Source organism: Corallococcus sp. NCSPR001 (assembly GCF_017309135.1).
Lineage (GTDB): Bacteria > Myxococcota > Myxococcia > Myxococcales > Myxococcaceae > Corallococcus.
In genome coordinates, this window is the sequence record NZ_JAFIMS010000002.1 from 8,986,725 (window position 1) to 9,007,736 (window position 21,012).

The window sequence follows — 21,012 nt, forward strand, 5'->3', positions numbered from 1 at the left end:
GCGGGGGCTTCGGATTTGAGCGCCGCGCTCCCGGTCCATGAGGCACCGGGAGCGCGTCTTCATTCACGGCCTAGCCGATGGGCTTCTCGCAGACGCACGCGCTGACGTTGCAGGTGAAGCCCGGCGCGCAGCCGCCGCAGTCCGGCTTGCAGACGCAGGCGCACAGTTCCGCGTTGGCGGCGGAGCTGTTGCCGCAGTTGAGCGCGCCCGTGTCGCAGACGCAGCCGCAGGCGTTGTTGTCGAACTTGTAGCCCGCCGCGCAGGACGCGGACTGCACGCAGCTGCACGAGCAGGTGCCCGTGTTGCACGTCTCGAAGGTGCCGCACGTGCCGCCGCAGTCCGGCGCGCAGGTGAAGTCACACACCGCGCGGTCCGTGTTGCACACCTGGCCCGGGGGGGCCGTGCCACCGCAGTCCGCCGGGCACTCGCACTTGTCCGTGGTGCGGTTGCAGGCGAGCTTGCCCTTGCAGAAGTCCGGATCGTTCGAGTCGTAGTACTGCGTGTCGGAGATGCAGGGCGGCGGGTTGCCGTCCGGCTTGGCCGTGCGGTCGATCCAGTAGCGGTACGACAGCGCCGCCTGCGTCTTGCCGGACTCCTTCGGACGGCAGGCGCCGTAGAAGGACACGGTGCGGTTGATGCCGTCCACGTCGAAGCCGTTGGTGCGGCTGCGCGGCAGGTCCCCGGTGCTGGGGCAGACGGCCGGGTCCACCACCGCCTCCACCGCGACCTTCAGCGACGCGCCAATCGGCGGCTTGAGCGTGCGGTAACCCACCGACGCGATGACGCTGTCCACGATGGCGTTGATGGTGTTGGTGATGGAGGTGTTGTCCCGGATGCTGCCGGACACGCCGCCCGTGGCCTGGATGACGTCCAGGTGGCGCGGGTTCGTGTTGTCCTCACCCGAGTAGCACTGGCCGCCGTCCGGCGGGCAGATGATGCCGTGCACCTGGATGGGCTGGCCCGTGGGGTTGCTCGTGGTGCCGGACGTGGTGCCGTTGTTGAGGAAGTACGAGATGTAGTTGGCCACCGTGTCCGTGGACTGGTCCTTCACGTCCGTGAGGATGACCACCACCACCTTCGCGCCCGGACGGAGCTTCGTCTCCGCGCCGCCCGTGGACGCGGCCATGTCGTTGATGGCCTTGCGCGCCGCCTCCAACGGACGCTCGCTGCCATCGCCCTTCAGGCCCACCCAGCAGTTGGTGTCCGCCGTGCACGTGGTGTTGGGCAGCGGCGTGTACGTGGGGTTCTGGGTGGTGCCGCCTTTCACGGCGCAGACGCTGTTGTTGCACACCGCGTTCTGGGTCAGCCACGCCTTGAACTGGTTGATGTTGGTGGTGAAGGGACGCAGCACGTTGCGGTTGGCGCTGCTGCCCACCGTGTAGCTGGTGGTCACCATGGACACGCGCCAGTCCAGCGTCGCGTTGCCCAGCTTGTTGGCCACCGCCGTGCCCGCGTTCGCCAGCGACGTCTGCGACGACGCCATGGAGCCGGAGTCGTCCACCACGAAGAGGAAGTCCACCACGGCCGTGTTGCCGGTGAAGACCTCGCACTGCACCGCGTCCGCGTCGCCGAACTGCGCCAGCGCGGAGCCGCCCGCCGTGTCCGCCGTCGTGAAGAGGCTGCCCGCCTCGTTGTAGCGGGCCGCCGGCGTGATGGCGAGCACCACCACGACGCTCTGGTTGGAGCGGTGCACGTACTGCGCCTGGATCTTGAACGGGCCGTTGATGCCCGCCGTGCCGCCGAGCGTCTCCGTGCTGTTGGGCACCAGCTGGCGCGCCAGCGAGTTGGTGAACGCCTTCAGCTCCGTCGTGCCGGCGAGCGCGTAGCGGGAGACCGCCGCGGGGAAGCCGTCCCAGGTGGTGAACGTCTGCGTGAACTCCACGTCCGCCGGCGACAGCAGCGCCGTGCCAGTGCGGATGCCCGACTCGTCGGAGGAGGGCGTGGTGGAGGAGCCCACCTGACCGCGCTTGTACGCGATGAACGTCACCTGCTTCGTGTCGTCATAGCCCATCACGCCCACGGTCTGGCCGTTGGCCTTCAGGTTGAGCAGGTTGGCGTCCTTGAAGGTGTTGGGCAGCGCGAGCCGGATGTCCGCGCCGCTGTCCTCCTTGAAGGTCACCGTGCGCAGGTTCTGCACGCTGCACGCCTTGCCCGCGGGCGTGGAGGCCGCGCCGTCCTTGGGGTCCAGCGGGTTGAGCTCGCCGGGGTCCACCTTGCCGTTCTGGTTGGAGTCCTCCGCGCCGTCGGGGATGCCGTCGCCGTCGCTGTCCGCCTTGGTGGCGTCCGTCTTCGTCGCCGGGTCCGCGTCACCCACGTAGCCGCAGTTGTTGCGCGGGGCCGCGGCCGTGGTCACGCCACGCTCCACGCCGTCCAGCAGGCCGTCGCCGTCGGTGTCCGGGTTGGTGGGGTCCGTCTCGCCGGGGTCCACCTGGCCGTTGGAGTTGGGGTCCTCGCCGAGGAAGCCGTTGCGGCCGGCGCCGTCCTGGAGCCCGTCGCAGTCGGTGTCGGTCAGGCGCGGGTCGGTCTCACCGGAGTCCACGCGGCCGTTCTTGTTCGTGTCCTCCACGCCGTCCGCCACGCCGTCGCCGTCCGTGTCGGCGTTGTTCGGGTTGGTGCCGGTGGCGATTTCAACGGAGTCGGGGATGCCGTCGAAGTCCGCGTCGGGGATGGACGCGGCGCAGTCCGCCTTGCGCGGATCCGTCTCGCCCGGGTCCACCTTGCCGTTCTTGTTCACGTCCTCGGCGCCGTCCGAGCAGGTGTCGCCGTCCGAGTCCGGCTTGAGCGGATCCGTGCCCGTCGACTTCTCCAGGCCGTCCGGCAGGCCGTCGCCGTCCGTGTCGCGCAGGCGGGGATCCGTCTCGCCGGGGCTCACCGAGCCGTTCTTGTTCGCGTCCTCCACGCCGTCCGGGATGCCGTCATTGTCGGAGTCCGCCGTGTTGGGGTCCGTCTCCGTGAGGTCGCGCTTGCCGTTGCGGTTGGCGTCCTCCAGGCCGTCCGGGATGCCGTCATCGTCCGTGTCCGCCTTCACCGGCGAGGTGCGCGTCGTGGGGTCCTGGTCCCCGCGGAAGTTGCAGCTCGGGTCCGTGCTGACACTGGACGTACGGCCCACCTCCACGCCGTCGCGGATGCCGTCGCCGTCCGTGTCGCGCAGGCCCGGGTTCGTCTTCAGGCCGCCGGCATAGACCGTGGAGAACTCCTCCTGGTCCGTCAGGCCGTCGCAGTCCGAGTCCTTCGTCGCGTTGTTCGGATCATACGGGTCGACGGGGACTTCACCCGGATCCGGGTCGGGGTCGATGATGACGCCCGCGTCCTCGACGTAGCCGGCATCGAAGCCCGCGTCGACGCCCGCGTCGCTTCCCGGGCCTCCGTCGTTGGTGGGGTCAGGGCCAGGGCCAGGGTCCGGGTCAGAGCCGCCGCAGCCCGCCATGAGCGTGGCGGCGAGCAGCGTGCCGGAGAAGAGTCGGATCCAATTGCGCATAACGGGTCAGCACTCCGGAAAGGGGGGTTACGGAGAACACCCTCAGCATAGAGGGATGCGTATCCGATGCCGATGTAGGTACGCCCTGGGACGGAGGCGGAATCACGATTCGTAAACTCGGCGTTCACCGCTGTCGCCTGTTTCCGACTGCACTGTCTTTACCGAGGCCAGGAGGGCTCGGTTATCGTCCGCCCCGTGCCTGTGTTCGGTCTCGCGGCGGTCTGGGGGGAAGCGGCTTCGCCTGAGAAGGCGGCGGCTGTCGTGGAGGGCCTGAGTGCGCTTCTGCCGTCCGCGCAGTCGATGCAGCTCGTGGTGGCGTTTCGCGACGAGGCCGGCGCGCTGGAGGTGAAGGTGGAGGTGCCCGGCTATCCGCGCGCGGCGGTGGAGCGGCTGGGCGAAGAGGTTCGCAAGAGCGGCGGCACGTTCGTGGAGTTGTGGCGGCTGCCCAAGGCGGAGCGGGACGCGCTGCGCTCGCGCACGCTGGCGGGCGGCACGCCCTTCGGCGGCAATGAGCGCACGCAGGCCGCGCAGGAGCTGCGGCAGCACCTGGAGGCGCTGGCCGCGCGAGGCCCCCTACCCGCGCCGTCCGAGCCAAAGGCTCCGCCGCCATCCGAGGCACCGCCCGCGCCGCTGGCCGCTCGAGCCGGAAGCGCGGACGCGCCGCGGACTGGACCGTCCGAGGACTCACCGCCGTCGGAGCCTTCCGCGCAGGCCCCCGCGGGTGATGAGACCCAGCGCCGCGCCCGGCGCTTCGCGGTGAAGCTGGAGATGGAGTTCCGCACGGAGCTGGACTTCGTGCGCGAGCACGCGCTGAACATCAGCAACGGGGGGCTCTTCGTGCGCACGGCGCACCGCCCGCCCCAGGACAGCGTCGTCACCGTGGACGTGAAGCTGCCCAACGGCCAGCGGTTGCAGGGCGAGGCGCTGGTGGTGCATGTGGTGGACGAGCAATACACCGGGGGCGTGGGGCTGGCCTTCCTGAGCGACGACGCCACCTTTTCGGCGACGCTGGACGGATACCTGGCGAGCCTGGCCGGAGAGAAGGCGTGACGTTGGAGGAAGGCAAGACACCCGAGTGGCCGCGCGACCTGGGCCGCTTCCAGCTGCTGTCGCGGCTGGGGCGCGGCGGCAACGCGGAGGTGTTCCGCGCGCGGATGCTCCAGGGCCCGCATGCGGGCGAGGAGGTGGCCCTCAAGCGCGTGCGGCCGGAGCGCCTGCGGGACGCGGAGGCGCGCGAGCAGCTCCTGCACGAGGGGGAGCTGGCGCGGTGCCTGGACCATCCGCACATCGTGGGCTTCCGGGAGTACGGCGAGCTGGCGGACGGGCCCTACCTGGCGCTGGAGCTGGTGGACGGCACGGACCTGGGGCGCGTGCTGGCGCAGTGCCGGCGCCGGCGCATCGAGCTGCCCATCGACATCTCCGTGATGATGGTGCGCCACGTGCTGGAGGCGCTGGGGTACGCGCACAAGGCCACCAACGCCAAGGGCCTGCCGCTGGCGGTGGTGCACTGCGATGTGTCGCCGCACAACGTGCTCCTGTCGCGCGGCGGAGAGGTGAAGCTGGCGGACTTCGGCGTGGCCCGCTCGCGCGCGGGGCTGGAGGTGGACCTGCGGCGGGTGGGCAAGCAGAACTACCGCTCGCCGGAGCTCTTGGCCGGTGAGGTCTCCGTGGCGGTGGACCTGTGGGCGGCGGCGGTGCTGCTGTACGAACTGCTGTCCCTGGAGTCGCCCTATGAGGAAGGGACGGCCGAGGAGGTGGAGGCCTCCATCCGGGGCATGCGGCTGACGCCCGTGCGCATGGTGGCGCCGGAGGTGTCGGATCCGCTGGCGCTGGTGCTGGACCGGGCGCTCGCGCCGCACCCGTCACAGCGCTTCTCCTCCGCGGAGCAGTTCGCGCGGGCGCTGGCGGCGCTGAGCGACGACCGCGTGGCGACGCCGCTGGCCGTGGCCGCGGTGGTGCGCGGCCTGATGGGCGCGGAGCCGGCGACGGGCTGAGGTCACGCCACCTGCTGATCCGAGGGGATGACCATCCCCGCGTCGCCTTCCACGACGAGCTTGCTGCGGCCGCCGCCCTGCTTCACCACGCGCACCTGCACGCCGATGCGCTCGGCGAGCCCGCTCACGTGGGAGATGATGCCCACCTGGCGGCCGGTGGCCTGGAGCGCGTCGAGCGTGGCGAGCGCGACCTCCAGCGTCTCCGGGTCCAGCGTGCCGAAGCCCTCGTCGATGAAGAGCGTCTCCACCTGCGTCGTCTCCGACGACAGCGAGGCCAGGCCCAGCGCGAGCGCGAGCGACACGAGGAAGCTCTCCCCGCCGGAGAGGCTGGCCACGCTGCGGACCTCGTCGCCCATGTCGCCGTCCACCACCTGGAGGTCCAGGTCATGGCCGGGCACGCGCTCCAGGCGGTAGCGGCGGGCCAATTCGCGCAGGTGCGCGTTGGCGTGCAGCAGCAGCGCGTCCAGGGTGAGGCTCTGGGCGAAGACCTTGAACTTCTTGCCGTCGTGCGAACCGATGAGGTCGCCCAGCGTCTTCCACACCTCCGCGTCGGCGCGGCGCTGCTCCAGGGCCCGGGCCTCCGCGCCATGGCGGGCGCGGGCGGTGTCGTCGGCTTCCAGCTTCGCGCGCAGCAGGGCCTCGGCGCGGCTGCGCACCTCCACGTCGGTGCGCAGGCGTTCGCAGAGCTCCGCGACGTCCCCTTCCGCGAGCGAGGGGAGCCCGGAGGCCTCATGGCGGACTCGGCGCTCGCGGCGCTCCCCGAGGACGGCGCGGGCCTGGGCCACGGACTCGCGCAGGGCGTTGAGCGCGCGGGCCTCCGAGTCGCACCAGGCGGCGCCGCGAGCCAGCAGGGCCTTGAGCTGCTCCAAGGTGGTGCCATGGCCGGCGAGGCGCTCCGTGAGGACGGCCTGGGCGCGGTCGAGGGTGAGGGCGGCCTCGGTGCGCAGGCGCACGGCGTCCTCGGCGCGGGCGGTGGCCACCTTCTCCGCCTGCTGGAGGGCTTCGGAGTCCTCGCGGGCGCGCTCGTAGGTGGCCTGGGCGGCGTCGATGCGCGCCTGGAGCTCCGCGCGCACCTCCTGCGTGGGGCGGCCCTGGAGCAGCCGGGCGCGGGCCCTGGACGCGTCCTGGAAGGCCGTGTCCTTGAGGCCCGCGCGGTGGGCGGCGGTCTGTGCGTCCTCGAGCCGGGCCTGGAGGCGGACCTCTTCACGGGCACGCAGGCCCTGTTGCTCCTCCAGGCGCTTGCGAGAGGCCTCCAGCTCCGCGAGCTTCTCGCGCCACTTCGTCACGCGCGCCAGGCACTGGCCCTGGAAGCGCACGGGGTCCGCGGCGAGCTTGTCCTTCCAGGTGACCTCCTCGCTGGCGAACGGAGGGGACACCTCGGCGAGGGCGAGCTCGCGGGCATCGCGGGCGGTGTCCCGGCGAAGCAGCGCATCCCGGTGGGACTGGGCCGCGCGGGACTGAGCGTCCTCGGCCTTGCGAAGGGCATCGGCCGCGCCTTCGCGCCGGGTGCGCCGGGTCTCCAGCAGGGCCCGGGCTTCACGAGCCGCACTGGCGCGGGCCTCCGCGGAAGCCTCTTCGTCACGAAGGGTCGCGAGCCGCGCGCGCACGTCCTCCTGAGCTGAATGGATCCACGTCTGGGAGGTGCTGGCCTCCGCGTCCTCGGGAGGCGATGCAGCAGCGTGGTCCGTCGAACCGAGTGACGCCTTCGCATCCGCAGGACTTGAGCGCCCGGCTTCCGCGTTCGCAGCAACGGCAGGGTCCTTCGAGCCTCGTGACGAAGCCTTCGCATCGGCCGGCCCTGCCGTGTCCTCCCCCGGAAGCACCGCGCGGGTCCACCGTTCGCGCGCCGCGCTCCAGGCGTCACGGTGTGCCGTGCGCTTTCGGGCGGCCGTGTCGCGCCGGGCTTCGGCCTGGGTCGCGGCCGTGTCCGCGGTCGCCTGCCGCACGCTCGCCGCGCTCTCCTGCTTCGCCGCCGCATCCCGCGCGGACTCCAGCTCCAGCACCCGGGCCGCGGTCTCCGCGACCAGCCCCTCCAGCGCGGAAGCCTCCCGGGCATACGGATGTTCGAGCGCGCCGCACAGCGGACACGGCTCACCTTCATGCAGCGCGGCCCGGTGCGAGGCCAGGCCCTGCGTCGCCTCCGCGCGAGACTGCGCGCGGCGCGCTTCGTGGAGCATCGCCTCCTGGGTCGCCCGCCGCGCCGCCGCGTCCTTCGCCTCCGCCGCCGCGCGCTGGGAGACCTCGCGGTGCGCCTTCACCTCCGCCGCCGCGTCCCCTTCCGCCGCGCCCTCCGCCCGAGCGCCTTCACCCGCGAGCGTCAACGCCCCCAGGACCTCCTGTCGCGCCAGCAGCGCTTCCCGGAGCGCCCGCCGCGCCGCGCCGCCATCCTCGCCCAGCGCGGCCTCCGCGTGCGTCGCCAGGGCCTGCGCCTGCGCCTCCGACTCGACCGCGCCCTGGTGCTCCTCACGGCGCGCCTGGGCCTCGTTGCCCAGGCGGTCCGCGTCCTTCCCCAGCCGGTCCACGTCCGCGCCGGCCGCCTGTTCCTCCTTCAGCGCCACGGCGAAGCGCTCCAGCTCGCGCTGCCAGCGCGGCCACTCCGTGGCCAGGGACTCCCAGCTCGCGTGCGACGCGCGCCACGCCTCGGCCGAGTCCACCAGCCCCTGGGCCTTCGCTTCCGCCGCCTGCACCAGCGCCAGCGCATCGCGAGCCGACGCCTCCGCGGCCTTCGCCTGCTTCGCCAGCTCCGCGGCCTCACGGGCCTCGCGCTCCGCCTCCGCGCGGCGCGTGTCCAGCGTCGCGGCCTCCTCCAGCGCCGGACGCACCGACGCCTCGGCATCCAGCGCCGCCGCCCGCGCGACCTCCGCCTGCATCCGCACCTGCCGCTGCGCCGCCGCCGCCGCGAGCGCCGCCTCCGCCTGCGAGGCCCGCTCCAGCTGCTCGGCCTCCGCCCTCACGCAGCCCTGCTCCGCGGCCTCCACCGCGGACACCACCGCTCGGAAGCCCTCCGCCGCGCGCACCGACTCCAGCAAGGCCTCGCGAGGCGCCGCCGCCTCCCGCTCCGACTCCGCCCGGGCCACCGCGCTTTCGGCCTGCTGCTCCTGTCCCACGAACTCCGCGCGCTGCGCGTACCAGGACCGGGCCGCCTCCGCCTCGCGCGACCGGGCCTCCTCGCGGACCCGCGCCGCCTCCTCCTCGCCCAGTTGGACGCGCACGCCCTCGCGGTCGGCGTCGGACATCAGCGCGATGGCCGCGAGCCCCTGCGACAGCCGCTTCAGCTCCTCCTGCTCCTTCGCGTTCTTCTCATGCGCGGCGATGGACACGCGGCTGTACACCTCCGTGCCCGTCATCCGCTCCAGCAGCTCCGCGCGCTCGTTCGCGTCCGCGCGCAGGAACGCCGCGAACTCGCCCTGCGCCAGCAGCGCCGAGCGCCGGAACTGGTCGAACGACAGCCCCAGCCGCTCCTGAATCGCGTGGAGCACCTCGCCCTTGGTGCGGCCGAACACCTGCCCCGAGGCCACGTCCGTCAGGCTCAGCTCCTGCGGCCGGAAGCGCCCCTCCGCGCGCTCGCGCGCACGCCACACGTTCCACCGGGCCCGGTAGCGCCGCCCGTCCTTGCCCAGGAAGTCCACCTCCGCGTGGCCCTTGCCCGCCCCGCGCCGCAGCATGCCGCGCACGTCGTACGCGGACAGCCGCGCCTCCTCGTCCTCGTCCGCGCGGCCCACCAGCACCTTGCTGGGCCCACCCAGCCGGGGCGTGCGGTCGAACAGCGCCAGGCACAGCGCATCCAGCAGCGTGCTCTTCCCCGCCCCCGTCGCGCCGGAGATGGCGAACAGCCCCAGCCGGTCCAGCGGCGCCCGGTCCAGCTCCAGCGCGAAGTCCCCCGCGAAGCTCGTAAGGTTGCTGCCGCGAATCGCCAGGATCTTCACGACGCGTCCTCCTGCACCTGCGTGAGCAGCGCGTGGAACGACTCCAGCAGCCCCGGCGAGGGCGCCTCCTTGAAGTCCCGCGCATACCGGGCGAGGAACACGTCCTCCGGCGTGCGCTCCCGCAGCGACAGCCCCGGCCGCACGTCCGCCAGCGCCCCGCCCGTGCCCGTGTAGAACGGCGTCAGCTTCACCAGCCGCGCCGCCCGCCCCTCCAGCGCCTTCTCCACCTTGTGGCGCAGCGCCGGCTCCGGCCGGGGCAGCGACACGCAGACCTCCAGGTACGGCCGCATCGACTCCGGGGCCCCCGCCTCGTACGCGGGCAGCGCCGCCAGCAGCTCCAGCACCTCCGGCAGCGGCGCAGCGTCCCGCGCGGGCACCCGCATCATGTCCGTGGTGCGGGGCACCGACAGCGGACGCACCTGCGTCAGCGCGCCGTCCTCCACGTCCAGCACCAGCACCTGGTGCCGGTAGTGCGCCTCCGACAGGGACAGCGGCAAGGGAGAGCCGCTGTAGCGCACGCCCTCGCGGCCCCCCACGCGCTGCGCCTTGTGCAGGTGCCCCAGCGCCGCGTACGCGACGTCCTCCGGGAACAACTCCACCGGCAGCGCATGCTGGTTGCCGCCCAATATCTTCCGCTCGCTCAGCTCCGACAGCTCCGAGCCCGTCATGTAGCAATGGCCCATGGCCACCAGCGCCTGCCCGGACCGCCGCCGCCTGCGCGCCGCCTCCAGCACCTCCGCGTAGACGGAGCGCACGCCCCCCACCAGCCGGTCCCCTTCACCGTCCGGCACGGACGGCAGGTCCGAGGGCCGCAGGTACGGCACCGCCGCCACCCACGCGCCCACCTTCCCGCGCGCGTCGTGCACCGGCACCACCAGCCGCTCCATCTCCAGTCCGCCCCGGTGGCGCGGCAGGCCGCCCACCACGCGCACGCCCAGGGCGTGGAACAGCGGATCCGGCGCGTCCAGGCGCGCGGCGGAGTCGTGGTTGCCGCCCACCACCACCACGTCCAGCTTCGGCAGCGTGCGCCGGGCCCGCGCGATGAAGTGGTACCAGGCCGCCTGCGCCTCCGCGCTGGGGTTGGCCGTGTCGAAGATGTCCCCGGCCACCAGGAGCGCATCCACCTCCTGGGACTCCAGCGTGTCCAACAGCCACGTCAGGAACGCGGCGTGCTCCACTTCCCGTGAGACGTCATACAGCGTGTGGCCCAGGTGCCAGTCCGACGTGTGCAGCAGGCGCATCCGGCGTTCACCCTCCCTCGTGGCCCGGTGGCGGGTGCGGGCCGGGCAGCCTCCCCCGGTCCCATCCCCGACTCCAAGCGGCGAGCCCCCGCTCCCTTACCCGCCCCCTCTGACATTGTCGAAAAAGGACGTCATTCCGGGCGCTTGCATCCGTGGCCTGCCCAACGCGTCCCGTCCTCCCCACCCCACGCGCCACGGCGCCTCGCCACGCGGCCCGGGCCCACCCGCGAGGGCACACCCGTGGCATGGGACTCTTGCGCCATGCGTGCACTCCGCACGGAGCGCGCGGGGCACACGGGATTCCACACGTTTGCGCTCGCGCGGCGTTCCTTCCGCAGGTCCGCGCACCTCATGCCGCAAGCCTGCCCGGCGCGCGGAGGTGCATTCGCGATCGGATTGATGGTTCCCGCGTCGCGAGGCCAGTGCACAATGCGCCGCCATGCTTTCCGGTGTCCTCTCCCCGCTCGGCATCCTCGCGTCCCTGCTCGTCCTGGGCGTCCTGGTCCTCGCCACGCTGTTCGAACTCAAGCGCCGCCAGCGCGCCGCGTGGGAGGCGTTCGCGAAGGCGCACGGCCTCACCATCGCGGAGCGGCGGATGGAGGTGCAGGGGCGCTATCAAGGACGGCCGCTGCTGCTGGCCACGGGCAAGCGCGGCGCGGGCGGCAAGAAGCGCCACACCGTGACGGTGCTGCGGCTGGACCTGGAGGGCGCGCTGCCCGCGGACCTGCTGCTGGAGCACGAGCGCCCCGAGGACAAGCTCCCCGGCGCCGCCACCCCGCGCGAGGAGACGATTGGCGACGCGGAGCTGGACGCGGCCTTCCAGGTGGAGGGGCTGGCGCCGGAAGCGCGCCCCGTCATCCTGGAGCCGGGCGTGCGTCAGCGCCTGCTGGGCCTGAAGGGCCACCGCCGCGTGAGCATCAAGGGCGGCTGGCTCCAGGTGGAGCAGCGCGGCGTCCCCGCGAGCGCCGCCGCGCTGGAGGCGCTGCTCCGCGCCCCCCACGACCTGGCCCGCGCCGTCACCGAGGCCGCGCCCGCGCTGCCCGCGACGAACGCCGTGGAGGCCGCGCCGCACGCGGAGCCGTCACTGCTGGACGAAGAGCTGCCCGGCTCCGAGCACGCCTGAGGGCGGCGCTTCAGCCCACCCGCGCGAGCGCCTCCACGTACTGCTCGCGCACGCGCGTGGCCAGGGCCGCCGAGTCCGGCCCGAACGTCTCCGGCGGCAAGGCCGGCATCACCTGCACCGTGACGGTGGCGCGAGGGCTCATCCACGGCCCATCCCCATCCACCAGTTCCCGCGTGCCGCGCACCAGCACCGGCACCACCGGCACGTGCTCCTCCAGCGCCAGCTGGAACGCGCCGCGCTTGAAGGGCAACAGCTCCCCGGCCGAATAGGTGCCCTCCGGGAAGATGAGCACCGGGATGCCCTTGCGAAGCCACCGGCGGCAGGGCCCCAGGAGCTGCTCCATGGACGTGGAGCTGCCGCGCACGATGGGCACGTAGCCCAGCAGCGTCATCATCCAGCCCACCAGCGGCGTGCGGAACAGCGACGCCTTCGCCACGAACTTGTACGGCGTGAACAGCCCCATCACCGCCAGGATGTCCGCGAACGACTGGTGATTGACGACGTAGACGCACGGCCCCTTGGGCAACAGCTCCCGTCCCTCCACCCGCACGCGCCAGCCGGGGGACGCGTGCAGCCACAGCCCGTAGCACCAGCGGCACACCAGCACGTGCAGCCACTGGCGGTTCGGGTCCAGCGGGTACGCCACCACGAACAACACCGCGCCCAACGTGAAGAGGAGGGGCGCGGTGACCAGGAACAGCGCGAAGAACCACAGCGAGACGACGTAGCGCATGCGAGAGGGGAGGACTCCGTTCAGCGCGACGCCAGGGGCGTCAGGTTCGCCGCCAGGAGTACCATGTTCCCACCGCCCCCTCACGCCCGGCCGCCCGTGCGCTCACCGGAGGAGCCCGAGCGCGGCCAGCGGAGCGCCCGAGCGCCGGGGCAGGCAAGACGTCAGGCCCGCGTCATTCTCCTGCAATGCGCTTGCAGGGCCGCCAGATTAGCGCCTTAAGGTGCCCGGCGAACCCGGAGGGAGAACCGCATGGACGCGCAGGGAGTGCACATCGAAACCCATCCCCGAGAGGGCGAACCGGTGTTCAGCGCGGGGCGCCCGGACCCCTGCACCCTGGTCCTCTTCGGTGCCACGGGCGACCTGGCCGAACGCAAACTATTCCCCGCCCTCTTCGAGCTCGCCCGCGCCGGCCTGCTCCCCGAGAACTTCGCCATCGTCGCCTACAGCCGCTCCAAGCTGGAGGACGGCCCCTTCCGCGAGCACGTGAAGGAGGGCCTGAAGAAGTTCGCCCGCACGCAGCCCCTGGATGAAGCCGCGGTGAAGCGCTTCACGGAGACCATCGAGACCGCCTCCGGCGGCTACGACGACGCGGAGGCCTTCAAGCGCCTGGGCCAGAAGCTCCAGGACATCTCCAAGCGCCACAAGACGGACGGCAACAAGCTCTATTACATGGCCACCCCGGCCTCCACGTTCCCGCAGATCATCCAGAGCCTCTCCGGCGCGGGGTTGATCAAGCGCGAGGAGCAGCCGGGAGAGAAGCCCTGGAGCCGGCTCATCATCGAGAAGCCCTTCGGCCACGACCTGGAGAGCGCCAGGGCCCTCAACAAGACGCTGGGCTCGGCGCTGGACGAAAAGCAGATCTTCCGCATCGACCACTACCTGGGCAAGGAGACGGTGCAGAACATCCTGGTGTTCCGCTTCGCCAACGCCATCTTCGAGCCGCTCTGGAACCGCCAGCACATCGACCACGTGGAAATCACCGCGGCGGAGGCCATTGGCGTGGAGGGCCGCGGCGGCTTCTACGACGAGACGGGCGTCATCCGGGACATGGTGCAGAACCACCTGCTCCAGGTGCTGGCCCTGTGCGCCATGGAGCCCCCGGTGTCCTTCGCCGCGGAGGACATCCGCGATGAGAAGAACAAGGTCTTCCGCGCGCTGCGCCCCGTGGAAGGCGGCGAGGTGCCCCAGCACGTGGTGGTGGGCCAGTACGAGGGCTACCAGGACGAGAAGGGCGTGAAGAAGGGCTCGCGCACGCCGACCTACGTGGCGATGAAGATGAACATCGACTCGTGGCGCTGGCAGGGCGTGCCCTTCTACCTGCGCGCGGGCAAGAACCTGAAGAAGCGCCTGACGGAGGTGTCCATCCACTTCAAGTCGGTGCCCATCGGCCTGTTCAGCGGCGGCGGCGCCACCTGCCAGCGGCTGCAGCCCAACGTGCTCACGCTGCGCATCCAGCCGCACGAAGGCATCGCGCTGTCCTTCGAGTCCAAGATCCCCGGCGAGGACGTCAACATCGGCGGCGTCACCATGGACATGGACTACGCGGAGAGCTTCAAGAAGCCCGTGCCGGAGGCGTACGAGCGGCTGCTCCTGGACTGCATGCGCGGCAACGCCACCCTCTTCGCGCGCCAGGACAGCGTGGAGCAGGCATGGAGCTACATCACGCCCATCCTGAAGGCGCTGGAGACGGACGAAGGCGGCACGGTCCACACCTACGCCAAGGGCAGCAAGGGCCCCGACGCCGCGGACGCGCTGCCCGCGAAGAACGGCCGGCGGTGGTCCACGCTATGAGCCAGCCCCTCATCGTTCCCTCCGACCGGCTCGCCCGCGAGGCCGCGGACTGGATGGCGCGCGAGCTGACCCAGGCGCTCGCGACGAAGGACCGCGTGAGCCTGGCCCTGTCGGGCGGCAACACGCCCAAGCCCGCGTACCGGCTGCTCGCGGACCACAAGCTCCCCTGGGAGCGCGTGGACGTGTACTTCGTGGACGAGCGCTTCGTGCCGCCCGACCACGAGGACAGCAACTACCTGCTGGTGAAGCAGTCGCTGCTTTCGCCACTGAAGCTGCCGGACGCGCAGGTGTTCCGCATGCAGGGCGAGCGCACGGACCGCGACGCCGCCGCGCGCGACTACGAGAAGACATTGCCCGCGAAGCTGGACGTGGTGCTCATCGGCGTGGGCGAGGACGGCCACACCGCGAGCCTGATGCCCGGCCACCCGGCGCTCCAGGAGCGCACGCGGCGGGTGCTGGCGGTGGAGCAGAGCGCCAAGCCGCCGCCGTGGCGGATGACGCTGACCTTTCCCGTGCTTCAGGGCGCGGGGGCGGTGCTGGGGCTGGTGGCCGGCGAGGGCAAGCGGGACGCCATGCGGCGCATCCTCGCGGGCGATATGTCCCTGCCCGCGTCGCACGTGACGAACACGCAGTGGATGTTGGATCCCGCCGCCCACGGGTGAGGCGGCCTCTCTGGAGGGAACAATGAGCGAACAGACGAAGCCGGCGCAGTTCGGCGTGGCGGGCATGGGCGTGATGGGCGCGAGCCTCGCCCTCAACATCGCGGACCACGGCTTCCGCGTCGCCGTGTGGGACCGCCACCCGGAGAAGCTCCAGCAGGTCCAGAAGGAGAACCCGAAGCAGGCGCTGCAGGGCTTCCCGGAGCTGGAGAAGTTCGTCGCCGGCCTGGAGCGCCCGCGCCGCATCCTCCTGATGATCACCGCGGGCGCCCCCGTGGACGAGATGATGGAGCGGCTGTTCCCGCTCCTGTCGCCCGGCGACGTCATCATGGACGCGGGCAACTCCTGGTACCTGGACACGCGCCGCCGTGAGGCCCTGTGCAAGGAGAAGGGCTTCCACTTCCTGGGCATCGGCGTGTCCGGCGGCGAGGAGGGCGCGCGCCACGGCCCGTCCATCATGCCCGGCGGTCCCAAGGACGCGTACGCGCTGGTGCAGCCGGTGCTGGAGGCCATCGCCGCGCGCAGTGAAGAGGGCCTGTGCGTCACCCACGTGGGCCCGGAGGGCGCGGGCCACTTCGTGAAGATGGTGCACAACGGCATCGAGTACGCGGACATGCAACTGCTCGCGGAGACGTACGACGTGCTCCGCCGCGGCCTGGGCCTGGACACCGCGACGCTGGCGGACCTGTTCAGCAAGTGGAACGAGGGCATCGCCGAGTCGTTCCTCCTGGAGACCACCATCAAGGTGCTGCGCAAGCGCGACCCGGAGACGGGCAAGCCGCTGGTGGACATGGTGCTGGACAAGGCCGGCCAGAAGGGCACGGGCAAGTGGACGGTGCAGGTGGCGCTGGACCTGGGCGTGCCGGTGCCCTCCATCGCGTCCGCGCTGGACGCGCGCAACCTGTCCTCGCGCAAGGACGAGCGCGTGGCCGCGAGCCAGAAGCTCCACGGCCCCGACGTCTCCCTGTCCTCGGAGGAGAAGAAGGAGCTGGCGCAGTGGGCGCATGACGCGCTCTACGCGGCGCGCGTGGTGACGTACGCGCAGGGCATGCGGCTCATCCAGGCGGCGTCGGACGAGTACAAGTGGGGCGTGTCGCTGGCGGAGATGGCGCGCATCTGGCGGGGCGGCTGCATCATCCGCGCGAAGCTGCTCACCCCGCTGCGCGAGTCCTTCCAGCAGCAGCCCACGCTGCCCAACCTGATGGTGTCGGAGGCCTTCGCGCCCGTGCTGGACAAGATGGCCCCGGCGTGGCGCAAGCTCGTGGGCGTCGCGACGAAGGCGGGCATCCCCGTGCCGGTGTTCAGCAGCAGCCTGGCGTACCTGGACAGCTACCGCAGCCCGGAGCTGCCACAGAACCTCACCCAGGCCCAGCGCGACGCGTTCGGCGCGCACACCTACCAGCGCCGGGACAAGCCCGACGCCGGCTTCGTGCACTCGGACTGGCTGAAGTAGTCCGTCCCCTGCCCTGCGCGCCGCCTACTGCTTCTGGGTGGCGCGCAGCTCGGCGCGGCGGATCTTCCCGCTCACCGTCTTGGGCAGCTCCGTGACGAACTCAATCTCGCGCGGGTACTTGTAGGGCGCCGTGGTCTTCTTCACGAAGTCCTGCAGCTCCTGCGCGAGCTGGGGTGACGGCGTGTGGCCCGGCGTGAGCAGCACGTACGCCTTGATGCGCTGGCCAATCTTGTCGTCCGGCACGCCGATGACGGCGGACTCGGCCACCGCCGGGTGTTCAATCAGCGCGGACTCCACCTCGAAGGGGCCCACGCGGTAGCCGGACGTCTTGATGACGTCATCCGAGCGCCCCACGAACCACAGGTAGCCGTCCGCGTCGCGCACCGCGCGGTCGCCGGTGACGTACCAGTCTCCCCGGCTGCTGGCGGCGTTGGCCGCGTCGTCGTTGAGGTAGCCCGCGAACAGGCCCACCGGCCGCTCCGGCTTCACGCGCACGGCGATGTCGCCCTCCTGCCCGTCCGCGACCTCGTCGCCGTGCTCGTCGATGACGGCCACGTTGAAGCCCGGGGACGGCTTGCCCATGGAGCCCACGCGCGGCTCCATCCCGGGGAAGATGCCCACGATGACCACCGTCTCCGTCTGGCCGTAGCCCTCGCGGATGTGCAGCCCGGTGGCCTCCTTCCATGTCTGGATGACCTCCGGGTTGAGCGGCTCGCCCGCGCTCAGGGAGTGGCGCAGCGCGGACAGGTCCACCGCCTTCAAATCCTGGAGCACCAGCGCACGCCACGCGGTGGGCGGCGCGCAGAAGGTGGTGACCTTCTCCCGCTCCAGCACCTTCAGGAAGGCCATGGGGTCGAACCGGCCGCGGAAGTCGAAGACGACGTTGCACGCGCCCACGCTCCACGGGCCGAAGAGCTTGCCCCACGCGCACTTCGCCCAGCCGGTGTCGCTGAGCGTGAGGTGCCGGTCCTCCGGCTTCAAATCCAACCAGTAGCGGCCGGTGATGAGGTGCCCCTGGCCGTAGCTGGACTGGGTGTGCAGCACCATCTTCGGCATGCCGGTGGTGCCGGACGTGAAGTAGATGAGCAGCGGATCATCCGAGCGCGTGGGCGGGAACGCCGTCGCCTGGGATTCCGCCAGGGGCTCCGGCGCATAGCGCGTCCACGGAGCAGGCGCGTCACCGGTGGACACCCACGTCGTCACGCCGGGGGCCTGGCCCATGACGCCCTCGAAGCGGTCCAGGCAGCTTGCGTCGGTGAGGACGGCCTTCGCGCCAGCGGCCTCCAGCCGGTAGCGGATGTCCTTGGCGGTGAGCATGGGCGTGCCGGGCATGAAGACGATGCCCGCGCGGATGCAGCCCAGCACCAGGAACCACCACTCCGGCACGCGCGGCATCAGGATGAAGACCCGGTCGCCGCGCTTCAGGCCCAGCCCGGTGAGGAAGCGCGCCGCGTGCAGCGAGCGCTCCTTCAGGTCCTGGAAGCTGAAGCGCTGGGAGCGTCCGGACTCGTCGGACCACTGGAGCGCGGGGGCCTGGGGCCGCTCGGCCGCGTGCCGGTCGATGACGTCCGTGGCGAAGTTGAAGTGCGCCGGCCGCTCCCACCGGAAGTCACGGCGGATGGAGGCGTAGCCGGTGGAAGCTCGGGATGAGGACTCGGGCATGGGCGGATCCTGGAGTGTTCCGACAACCCCAGCAGCCTGTCACGTCATCCCGGGGAACGAGTCCCCCACCCCGCGCGAAAGCGCCGGTGGTGGACGCTCGTGACGCGCGGGGGGAACTCCAGGGTGCTTCAGCGGGCGGCGGCGCGCAGCTCTTCCGCCAGCTTGCGCGCTTCGTCGCTCCAGCCCGGCTCGCCCAGCGCGGCGACCTGGTCGAAGTCACGCGCGGCGCGGGCCTCCTGGTGCAGGGCGCGCAGCGCGAGGCCGCGGTTCCACAGCGCCTGCGGGTTGCGCGGATCCGCGCGCACCACCGGGTCCAACAGCGCCAGCGCGTCCTGGTAGCGGCCGTCCTGCAGCGCCACCACCGCCAGGTCGCTGTCGCGCGCCAGCGACGCGGGCTCGCGCGCCAGCACCGCCTGCGCCTGCTGCCACTGGCCGTGCAGCACGTAGGCCGCGACGATGCCGCGGAAGTCCTTGCGCTCCTCCATCTCCGCCAGCGGACGCAGCGGCAGGGTGCCATTCCCGGCCTCCATGCCGTCCGCGCCACCGCGCATGGGGCTGTAGCGGCGCCACTGGTCCGCGCGCGGATCCGACAGGCGGGCCTCCAGCTCGCGGGTGGTCTGGTTCTCCAGGAAGACGATCGCCGGCACGTCCTGGGCGGGCATCATGCGCGGCACGAAGACGGCGCAGAGGCTGGCGGCCATGGCCAGCGGCGCCACCACGCGCGCGTTCTTGCGCACCCACGCGCCCAGCGACACCACGTTGCCCGCGGGCTTCTCCGCCGGCGCCTCCGCCACGCCCGTGCCCAGGGCGCGCGCCGCCAGCAGCTCCAACTGGAGCAGGTCCCGGAGGCCACCCTCGCAGGCGGTACAGCGCGGCAGGTGGTTCCGGAAGCCTTCGGCGTCGGACTCGGACAGCTCGCCGTCCATGAAGAGGTGCAACCGGGTGCAATGCGCGTTCATGACTGGACCCCCCGCTCCCGAGCCACGGCGACGCTCGGAAGGAGCAGTTCCCTCAGGTCCCGGCGCGCCAGCGTCAGCCAGCTGCCCACGGTTCCCACGGGAACGTTGAAATGTTCAGCGATGGCCTGGTAGCGACGGCCTTCCGCGTGAAGCTTGTACGCGTCCCGCAGATGCGGCTTGAGCTGCTCGATGGCCGCCTGGAACGCGTCGTTGCCCACCAGCTCCCAGTTCTCCTGGTCGCCATCCCCCGTCACCGGCAAATCCTGCACCAGCGCCAGGTGCGGCAGCCCCCGGCTCTCCGTGCGATGCCGGCGGCAGTGGTCCAGGAACCGGTTCGTCATCGTCGTGCACAGCCACGCCGCGCACGCCGCTTCCGTCCGGTCCTTCAGGTGGCCAAACTCCGGCAGCGCCCGCTCGAAGGCTTCCTGGACCAGGTCCTCCGGGTCCAGGGCGCCGCGAGCGCACAACCGCCGCGCCACCGCCAGCAGGCTGGGCCGGTGTCGCTGGATGAACGCCTCGAAGTGGCGCTTTTCCCGGTTGAAGAGATTGGCCATGACACAAGGCCCCGAAGTGACTGGTGGGCTTTCCTGACTAAAGACGCCGAGCGGTTCGTTTCTTGAGAGAAAAATGCCCGGAAGGGCAGACAAGCCTGCCCGGCAGGTGCCTCAGCGGGCCCCTTCCGGCCCCGCCAGCAGGGGCGGAACCGACGGCGGCGGCAGGGGGCGGCGCTGCTTGGGGCCACGCTCCGAGCAGTTGACGTACGAATTCTTCACGTGCGGGGCGCTGCGGTCCGGCTCGAAGGCATTGACGGCGGAGGACGTGTCTCCGGGGATCATGGGTCGCTTCTCCTGGTGCTGAGGAAGTCCGGCGAAAACCGGGGATGGGTAGAAAAAGACTGTTGGGCGTGGTCCATACCACGCCTTGCCTCACCGGCAGGAGGGCCCCCCAGGGCCACTCCTTCAAGGATTTCAAGGAGTTCCGAATGAACGAGGACAAGTCTCCACTGCACCCCGCGTGGCGGCAGTGGCTGGCGGAGAACCTGGCATTGGGAGTGTCGGCGGAGGACGTACAGCAGACGCTGGTGCAGGCGGGGGTGGACCCGGCGCTGGCGCGGGAGGAGATCGCCGCGGTGGGGCAGCACCCGTACTTCAAGGCGGCGCTCCAGGTGGCCCGGCACTTCGGCTGGCTGGAGTCGCTGATGGACGTCTACAGCGAGCTGCGCGCCCGGGACGGGGGCCGGGAGCTGGAGGTGCGCGAGGGGGTGTCCCCGGAGGAGTTCTTCCGCCGCTACTACCTGGGCCACCGGCCGGTGGTGCTGCGCGGCCTGATGGCGGACTGGCCCGCGATGAAGCGCTGGTCGCTGGCGTACTTCCGCGAGCGCTTCGGCGCGGTGGAGGTGGAGGTGATGGTGGGGCGCGACGCCAACCCGGAGCACGCGGCCGAGCAGGACCGGCACCGGGCGCGGATGCCCTTCTCCGAGTTCCTCACCCGCGTGGAGACGGCCGGAGAGACGAACGACTTCTACATGGTGCCGCGCAACGAGAACTGGGGGCGCGAGGGGCTGGCGCCGCTGCGCGAGGACCTGCGGGCCCCCGCGGGGCTCATCGACCCGTCGCTGCGGGCGGATCAACTGACGCTGCTGCTGGGGCCCGCGGGCACCGTCACCCCGCTGCACCACGACAACATGAACATCCTGTTGGGCCAGGTGATGGGCCGCAAGCACGTGCGGCTGGTGCCGTCCTTCGAGCGCCACCGCGTGTACCCGCACCGGGGCACCTTCAGCCACGTGGACGCGGCGAAGCCGGACCTGGCCGCTCACCCGCTGTTCGCCGAGGCCACGGTGCTGGAGGCGGTGCTGGAGCCCGGGGACATGGTGTTCCTGCCGGTGGGCTGGTGGCACTGGGTGAAGGCGCTGGACGTGAGCGCCAGCGTCACCTTCCACCACTTCCTCGTTCCGGGAGGCAACACGCACCTGGACGCTCCCTTCTGACCT

Annotated in this window: 15 protein-coding genes; 7 read left to right on the forward strand and 8 right to left on the reverse strand. The window is 71.7% G+C overall.

Features of this window, described 5'->3' with window-relative positions; translation table 11 throughout:
* Positions 1–70: 70 nt before the first annotated feature.
* Positions 71–3,478, reverse strand: a complete 3,408-nt coding sequence (gene cglD, locus JYJ93_RS38185; protein ID WP_206799668.1) for an adventurous gliding motility lipoprotein CglD — start codon at positions 3,476–3,478, stop codon at positions 71–73.
* 261 nt (positions 3,479–3,739) lie between these two features.
* Here cglD and JYJ93_RS38190 point away from each other — a divergent pair, with 261 nt between their 5' ends.
* Together JYJ93_RS38190 and JYJ93_RS38195 are read left to right on the forward strand one after the other, a co-directional pair.
* Positions 3,740–4,528, forward strand: a complete 789-nt coding sequence (locus JYJ93_RS38190; RefSeq protein ID WP_269012983.1) for a TIGR02266 family protein — start codon at positions 3,740–3,742, stop codon at positions 4,526–4,528.
* A complete protein-coding gene (locus JYJ93_RS38195; RefSeq protein ID WP_206799670.1) occupies positions 4,525–5,472 on the forward strand; it encodes a serine/threonine-protein kinase in 948 nt (315 codons plus the stop codon). Before JYJ93_RS38190 ends, JYJ93_RS38195 begins: the two co-directional genes overlap by 4 nt.
* A gap of 2 nt (positions 5,473–5,474) precedes the next feature.
* On the opposite strand, the gene JYJ93_RS38200 is transcribed toward JYJ93_RS38195, so the two are convergent.
* Complete coding sequence (locus tag JYJ93_RS38200; protein WP_206799671.1) at positions 5,475–9,398, reverse strand: AAA family ATPase; 3,924 nt, start codon at positions 9,396–9,398, stop codon at positions 5,475–5,477.
* Positions 9,395–10,639: an exonuclease SbcCD subunit D gene (locus JYJ93_RS38205; RefSeq protein ID WP_206799672.1), complete on the reverse strand. Its 1,245-nt coding sequence runs from the start codon at positions 10,637–10,639 to the stop codon at positions 9,395–9,397. Before JYJ93_RS38205 ends, JYJ93_RS38200 begins: the two co-directional genes overlap by 4 nt.
* Positions 10,640–11,078: 439 nt before the next feature.
* Between JYJ93_RS38205 and JYJ93_RS38210 the strand changes: the two genes are divergently transcribed.
* Positions 11,079–11,762: a hypothetical protein gene (locus JYJ93_RS38210; protein ID WP_206799673.1), complete on the forward strand. Its 684-nt coding sequence runs from the start codon at positions 11,079–11,081 to the stop codon at positions 11,760–11,762.
* Between the two features lie 10 nt (positions 11,763–11,772).
* Here the strand turns inward: JYJ93_RS38210 and JYJ93_RS38215 are convergent, their stop codons facing one another.
* The gene (locus JYJ93_RS38215) at positions 11,773–12,495 is read right to left on the reverse strand and encodes a lysophospholipid acyltransferase family protein (RefSeq protein WP_206799675.1); all 723 of its coding nucleotides are present in this window, start codon (positions 12,493–12,495) and stop codon (positions 11,773–11,775) included.
* Positions 12,496–12,744: 249 nt separating this feature from the next.
* Here JYJ93_RS38215 and zwf point away from each other — a divergent pair, with 249 nt between their 5' ends.
* Genes zwf through gndA form a run of 3 tightly spaced genes read left to right on the forward strand, consistent with a single transcriptional unit; the run spans position 12,745 to position 16,398 of the window.
* Complete coding sequence (gene zwf, locus JYJ93_RS38220) at positions 12,745–14,286, forward strand: glucose-6-phosphate dehydrogenase (protein WP_206799676.1); 1,542 nt, start codon at positions 12,745–12,747, stop codon at positions 14,284–14,286.
* Positions 14,283–14,948 carry a 6-phosphogluconolactonase gene (gene pgl, locus JYJ93_RS38225; RefSeq protein ID WP_206799677.1) on the forward strand — a complete coding sequence of 222 codons (666 nt, stop codon included), beginning with the start codon at positions 14,283–14,285 and terminating at the stop codon, positions 14,946–14,948. The genes zwf and pgl overlap by 4 nt, the downstream gene beginning before the upstream one ends.
* 22 nt (positions 14,949–14,970) lie before the next feature.
* Positions 14,971–16,398, forward strand: a complete 1,428-nt coding sequence (gene gndA / locus JYJ93_RS38230) for an NADP-dependent phosphogluconate dehydrogenase (protein ID WP_206799678.1) — start codon at positions 14,971–14,973, stop codon at positions 16,396–16,398.
* Positions 16,399–16,422: 24 nt separating this feature from the next.
* On the opposite strand, the gene JYJ93_RS38235 is transcribed toward gndA, so the two are convergent.
* The 4 genes from JYJ93_RS38235 to JYJ93_RS38250 all read right to left on the reverse strand — a co-directional run bounded on the left by JYJ93_RS38235 (position 16,423) and on the right by JYJ93_RS38250 (position 19,855).
* Complete coding sequence (locus JYJ93_RS38235; RefSeq protein ID WP_206799679.1) at positions 16,423–18,060, reverse strand: AMP-binding protein; 1,638 nt, start codon at positions 18,058–18,060, stop codon at positions 16,423–16,425.
* A gap of 128 nt (positions 18,061–18,188) precedes the next feature.
* Positions 18,189–19,019 carry a zf-HC2 domain-containing protein gene (locus tag JYJ93_RS38240; RefSeq protein WP_206799680.1) on the reverse strand — a complete coding sequence of 277 codons (831 nt, stop codon included), beginning with the start codon at positions 19,017–19,019 and terminating at the stop codon, positions 18,189–18,191.
* On the reverse strand, positions 19,016–19,573 hold the full coding sequence (locus JYJ93_RS38245) for an RNA polymerase sigma factor (RefSeq protein WP_206799681.1): 558 nt from the start codon (positions 19,571–19,573) through the stop codon (positions 19,016–19,018). The genes JYJ93_RS38240 and JYJ93_RS38245 overlap by 4 nt, the downstream gene beginning before the upstream one ends.
* Positions 19,574–19,684: 111 nt before the next feature.
* Positions 19,685–19,855, reverse strand: coding sequence for a hypothetical protein (locus tag JYJ93_RS38250; RefSeq protein WP_206799682.1), 171 nt, complete (start codon positions 19,853–19,855; stop codon positions 19,685–19,687).
* Between the two features lie 146 nt (positions 19,856–20,001).
* Here JYJ93_RS38250 and JYJ93_RS38255 point away from each other — a divergent pair, with 146 nt between their 5' ends.
* Positions 20,002–21,009, forward strand: coding sequence for a cupin-like domain-containing protein (locus tag JYJ93_RS38255; RefSeq protein WP_206799684.1), 1,008 nt, complete (start codon positions 20,002–20,004; stop codon positions 21,007–21,009).
* Positions 21,010–21,012: the final 3 nt, after the last annotated feature.

Excerpts from the sequence above, each read along its gene's own strand:
- JYJ93_RS38215 (WP_206799675.1), bottom strand. The coding sequence starts at position 12,495 with ATGCGCTACGTCGTCTCGCTGTGGTTCTTCGCGCTGTTCCTGGTCACC.
- JYJ93_RS38250 (WP_206799682.1), bottom strand. The coding sequence starts at position 19,855 with ATGATCCCCGGAGACACGTCCTCCGCCGTCAATGCCTTCGAGCCGGAC.
- pgl (WP_206799677.1), top strand. The coding sequence starts at position 14,283 with ATGAGCCAGCCCCTCATCGTTCCCTCCGACCGGCTCGCCCGCGAGGCC.
- JYJ93_RS38245 (WP_206799681.1), bottom strand. The coding sequence starts at position 19,573 with ATGGCCAATCTCTTCAACCGGGAAAAGCGCCACTTCGAGGCGTTCATC.
- JYJ93_RS38210 (WP_206799673.1), top strand. The coding sequence starts at position 11,079 with ATGCTTTCCGGTGTCCTCTCCCCGCTCGGCATCCTCGCGTCCCTGCTC.
- gndA (WP_206799678.1), top strand. The coding sequence starts at position 14,971 with ATGAGCGAACAGACGAAGCCGGCGCAGTTCGGCGTGGCGGGCATGGGC.
- JYJ93_RS38235 (WP_206799679.1), bottom strand. The coding sequence starts at position 18,060 with ATGCCCGAGTCCTCATCCCGAGCTTCCACCGGCTACGCCTCCATCCGC.
- JYJ93_RS38255 (WP_206799684.1), top strand. The coding sequence starts at position 20,002 with ATGAACGAGGACAAGTCTCCACTGCACCCCGCGTGGCGGCAGTGGCTG.
- JYJ93_RS38240 (WP_206799680.1), bottom strand. The coding sequence starts at position 19,019 with ATGAACGCGCATTGCACCCGGTTGCACCTCTTCATGGACGGCGAGCTG.
- cglD (WP_206799668.1), bottom strand. The coding sequence starts at position 3,478 with ATGCGCAATTGGATCCGACTCTTCTCCGGCACGCTGCTCGCCGCCACG.
- zwf (WP_206799676.1), top strand. The coding sequence starts at position 12,745 with ATGGACGCGCAGGGAGTGCACATCGAAACCCATCCCCGAGAGGGCGAA.
- JYJ93_RS38205 (WP_206799672.1), bottom strand. The coding sequence starts at position 10,639 with ATGCGCCTGCTGCACACGTCGGACTGGCACCTGGGCCACACGCTGTAT.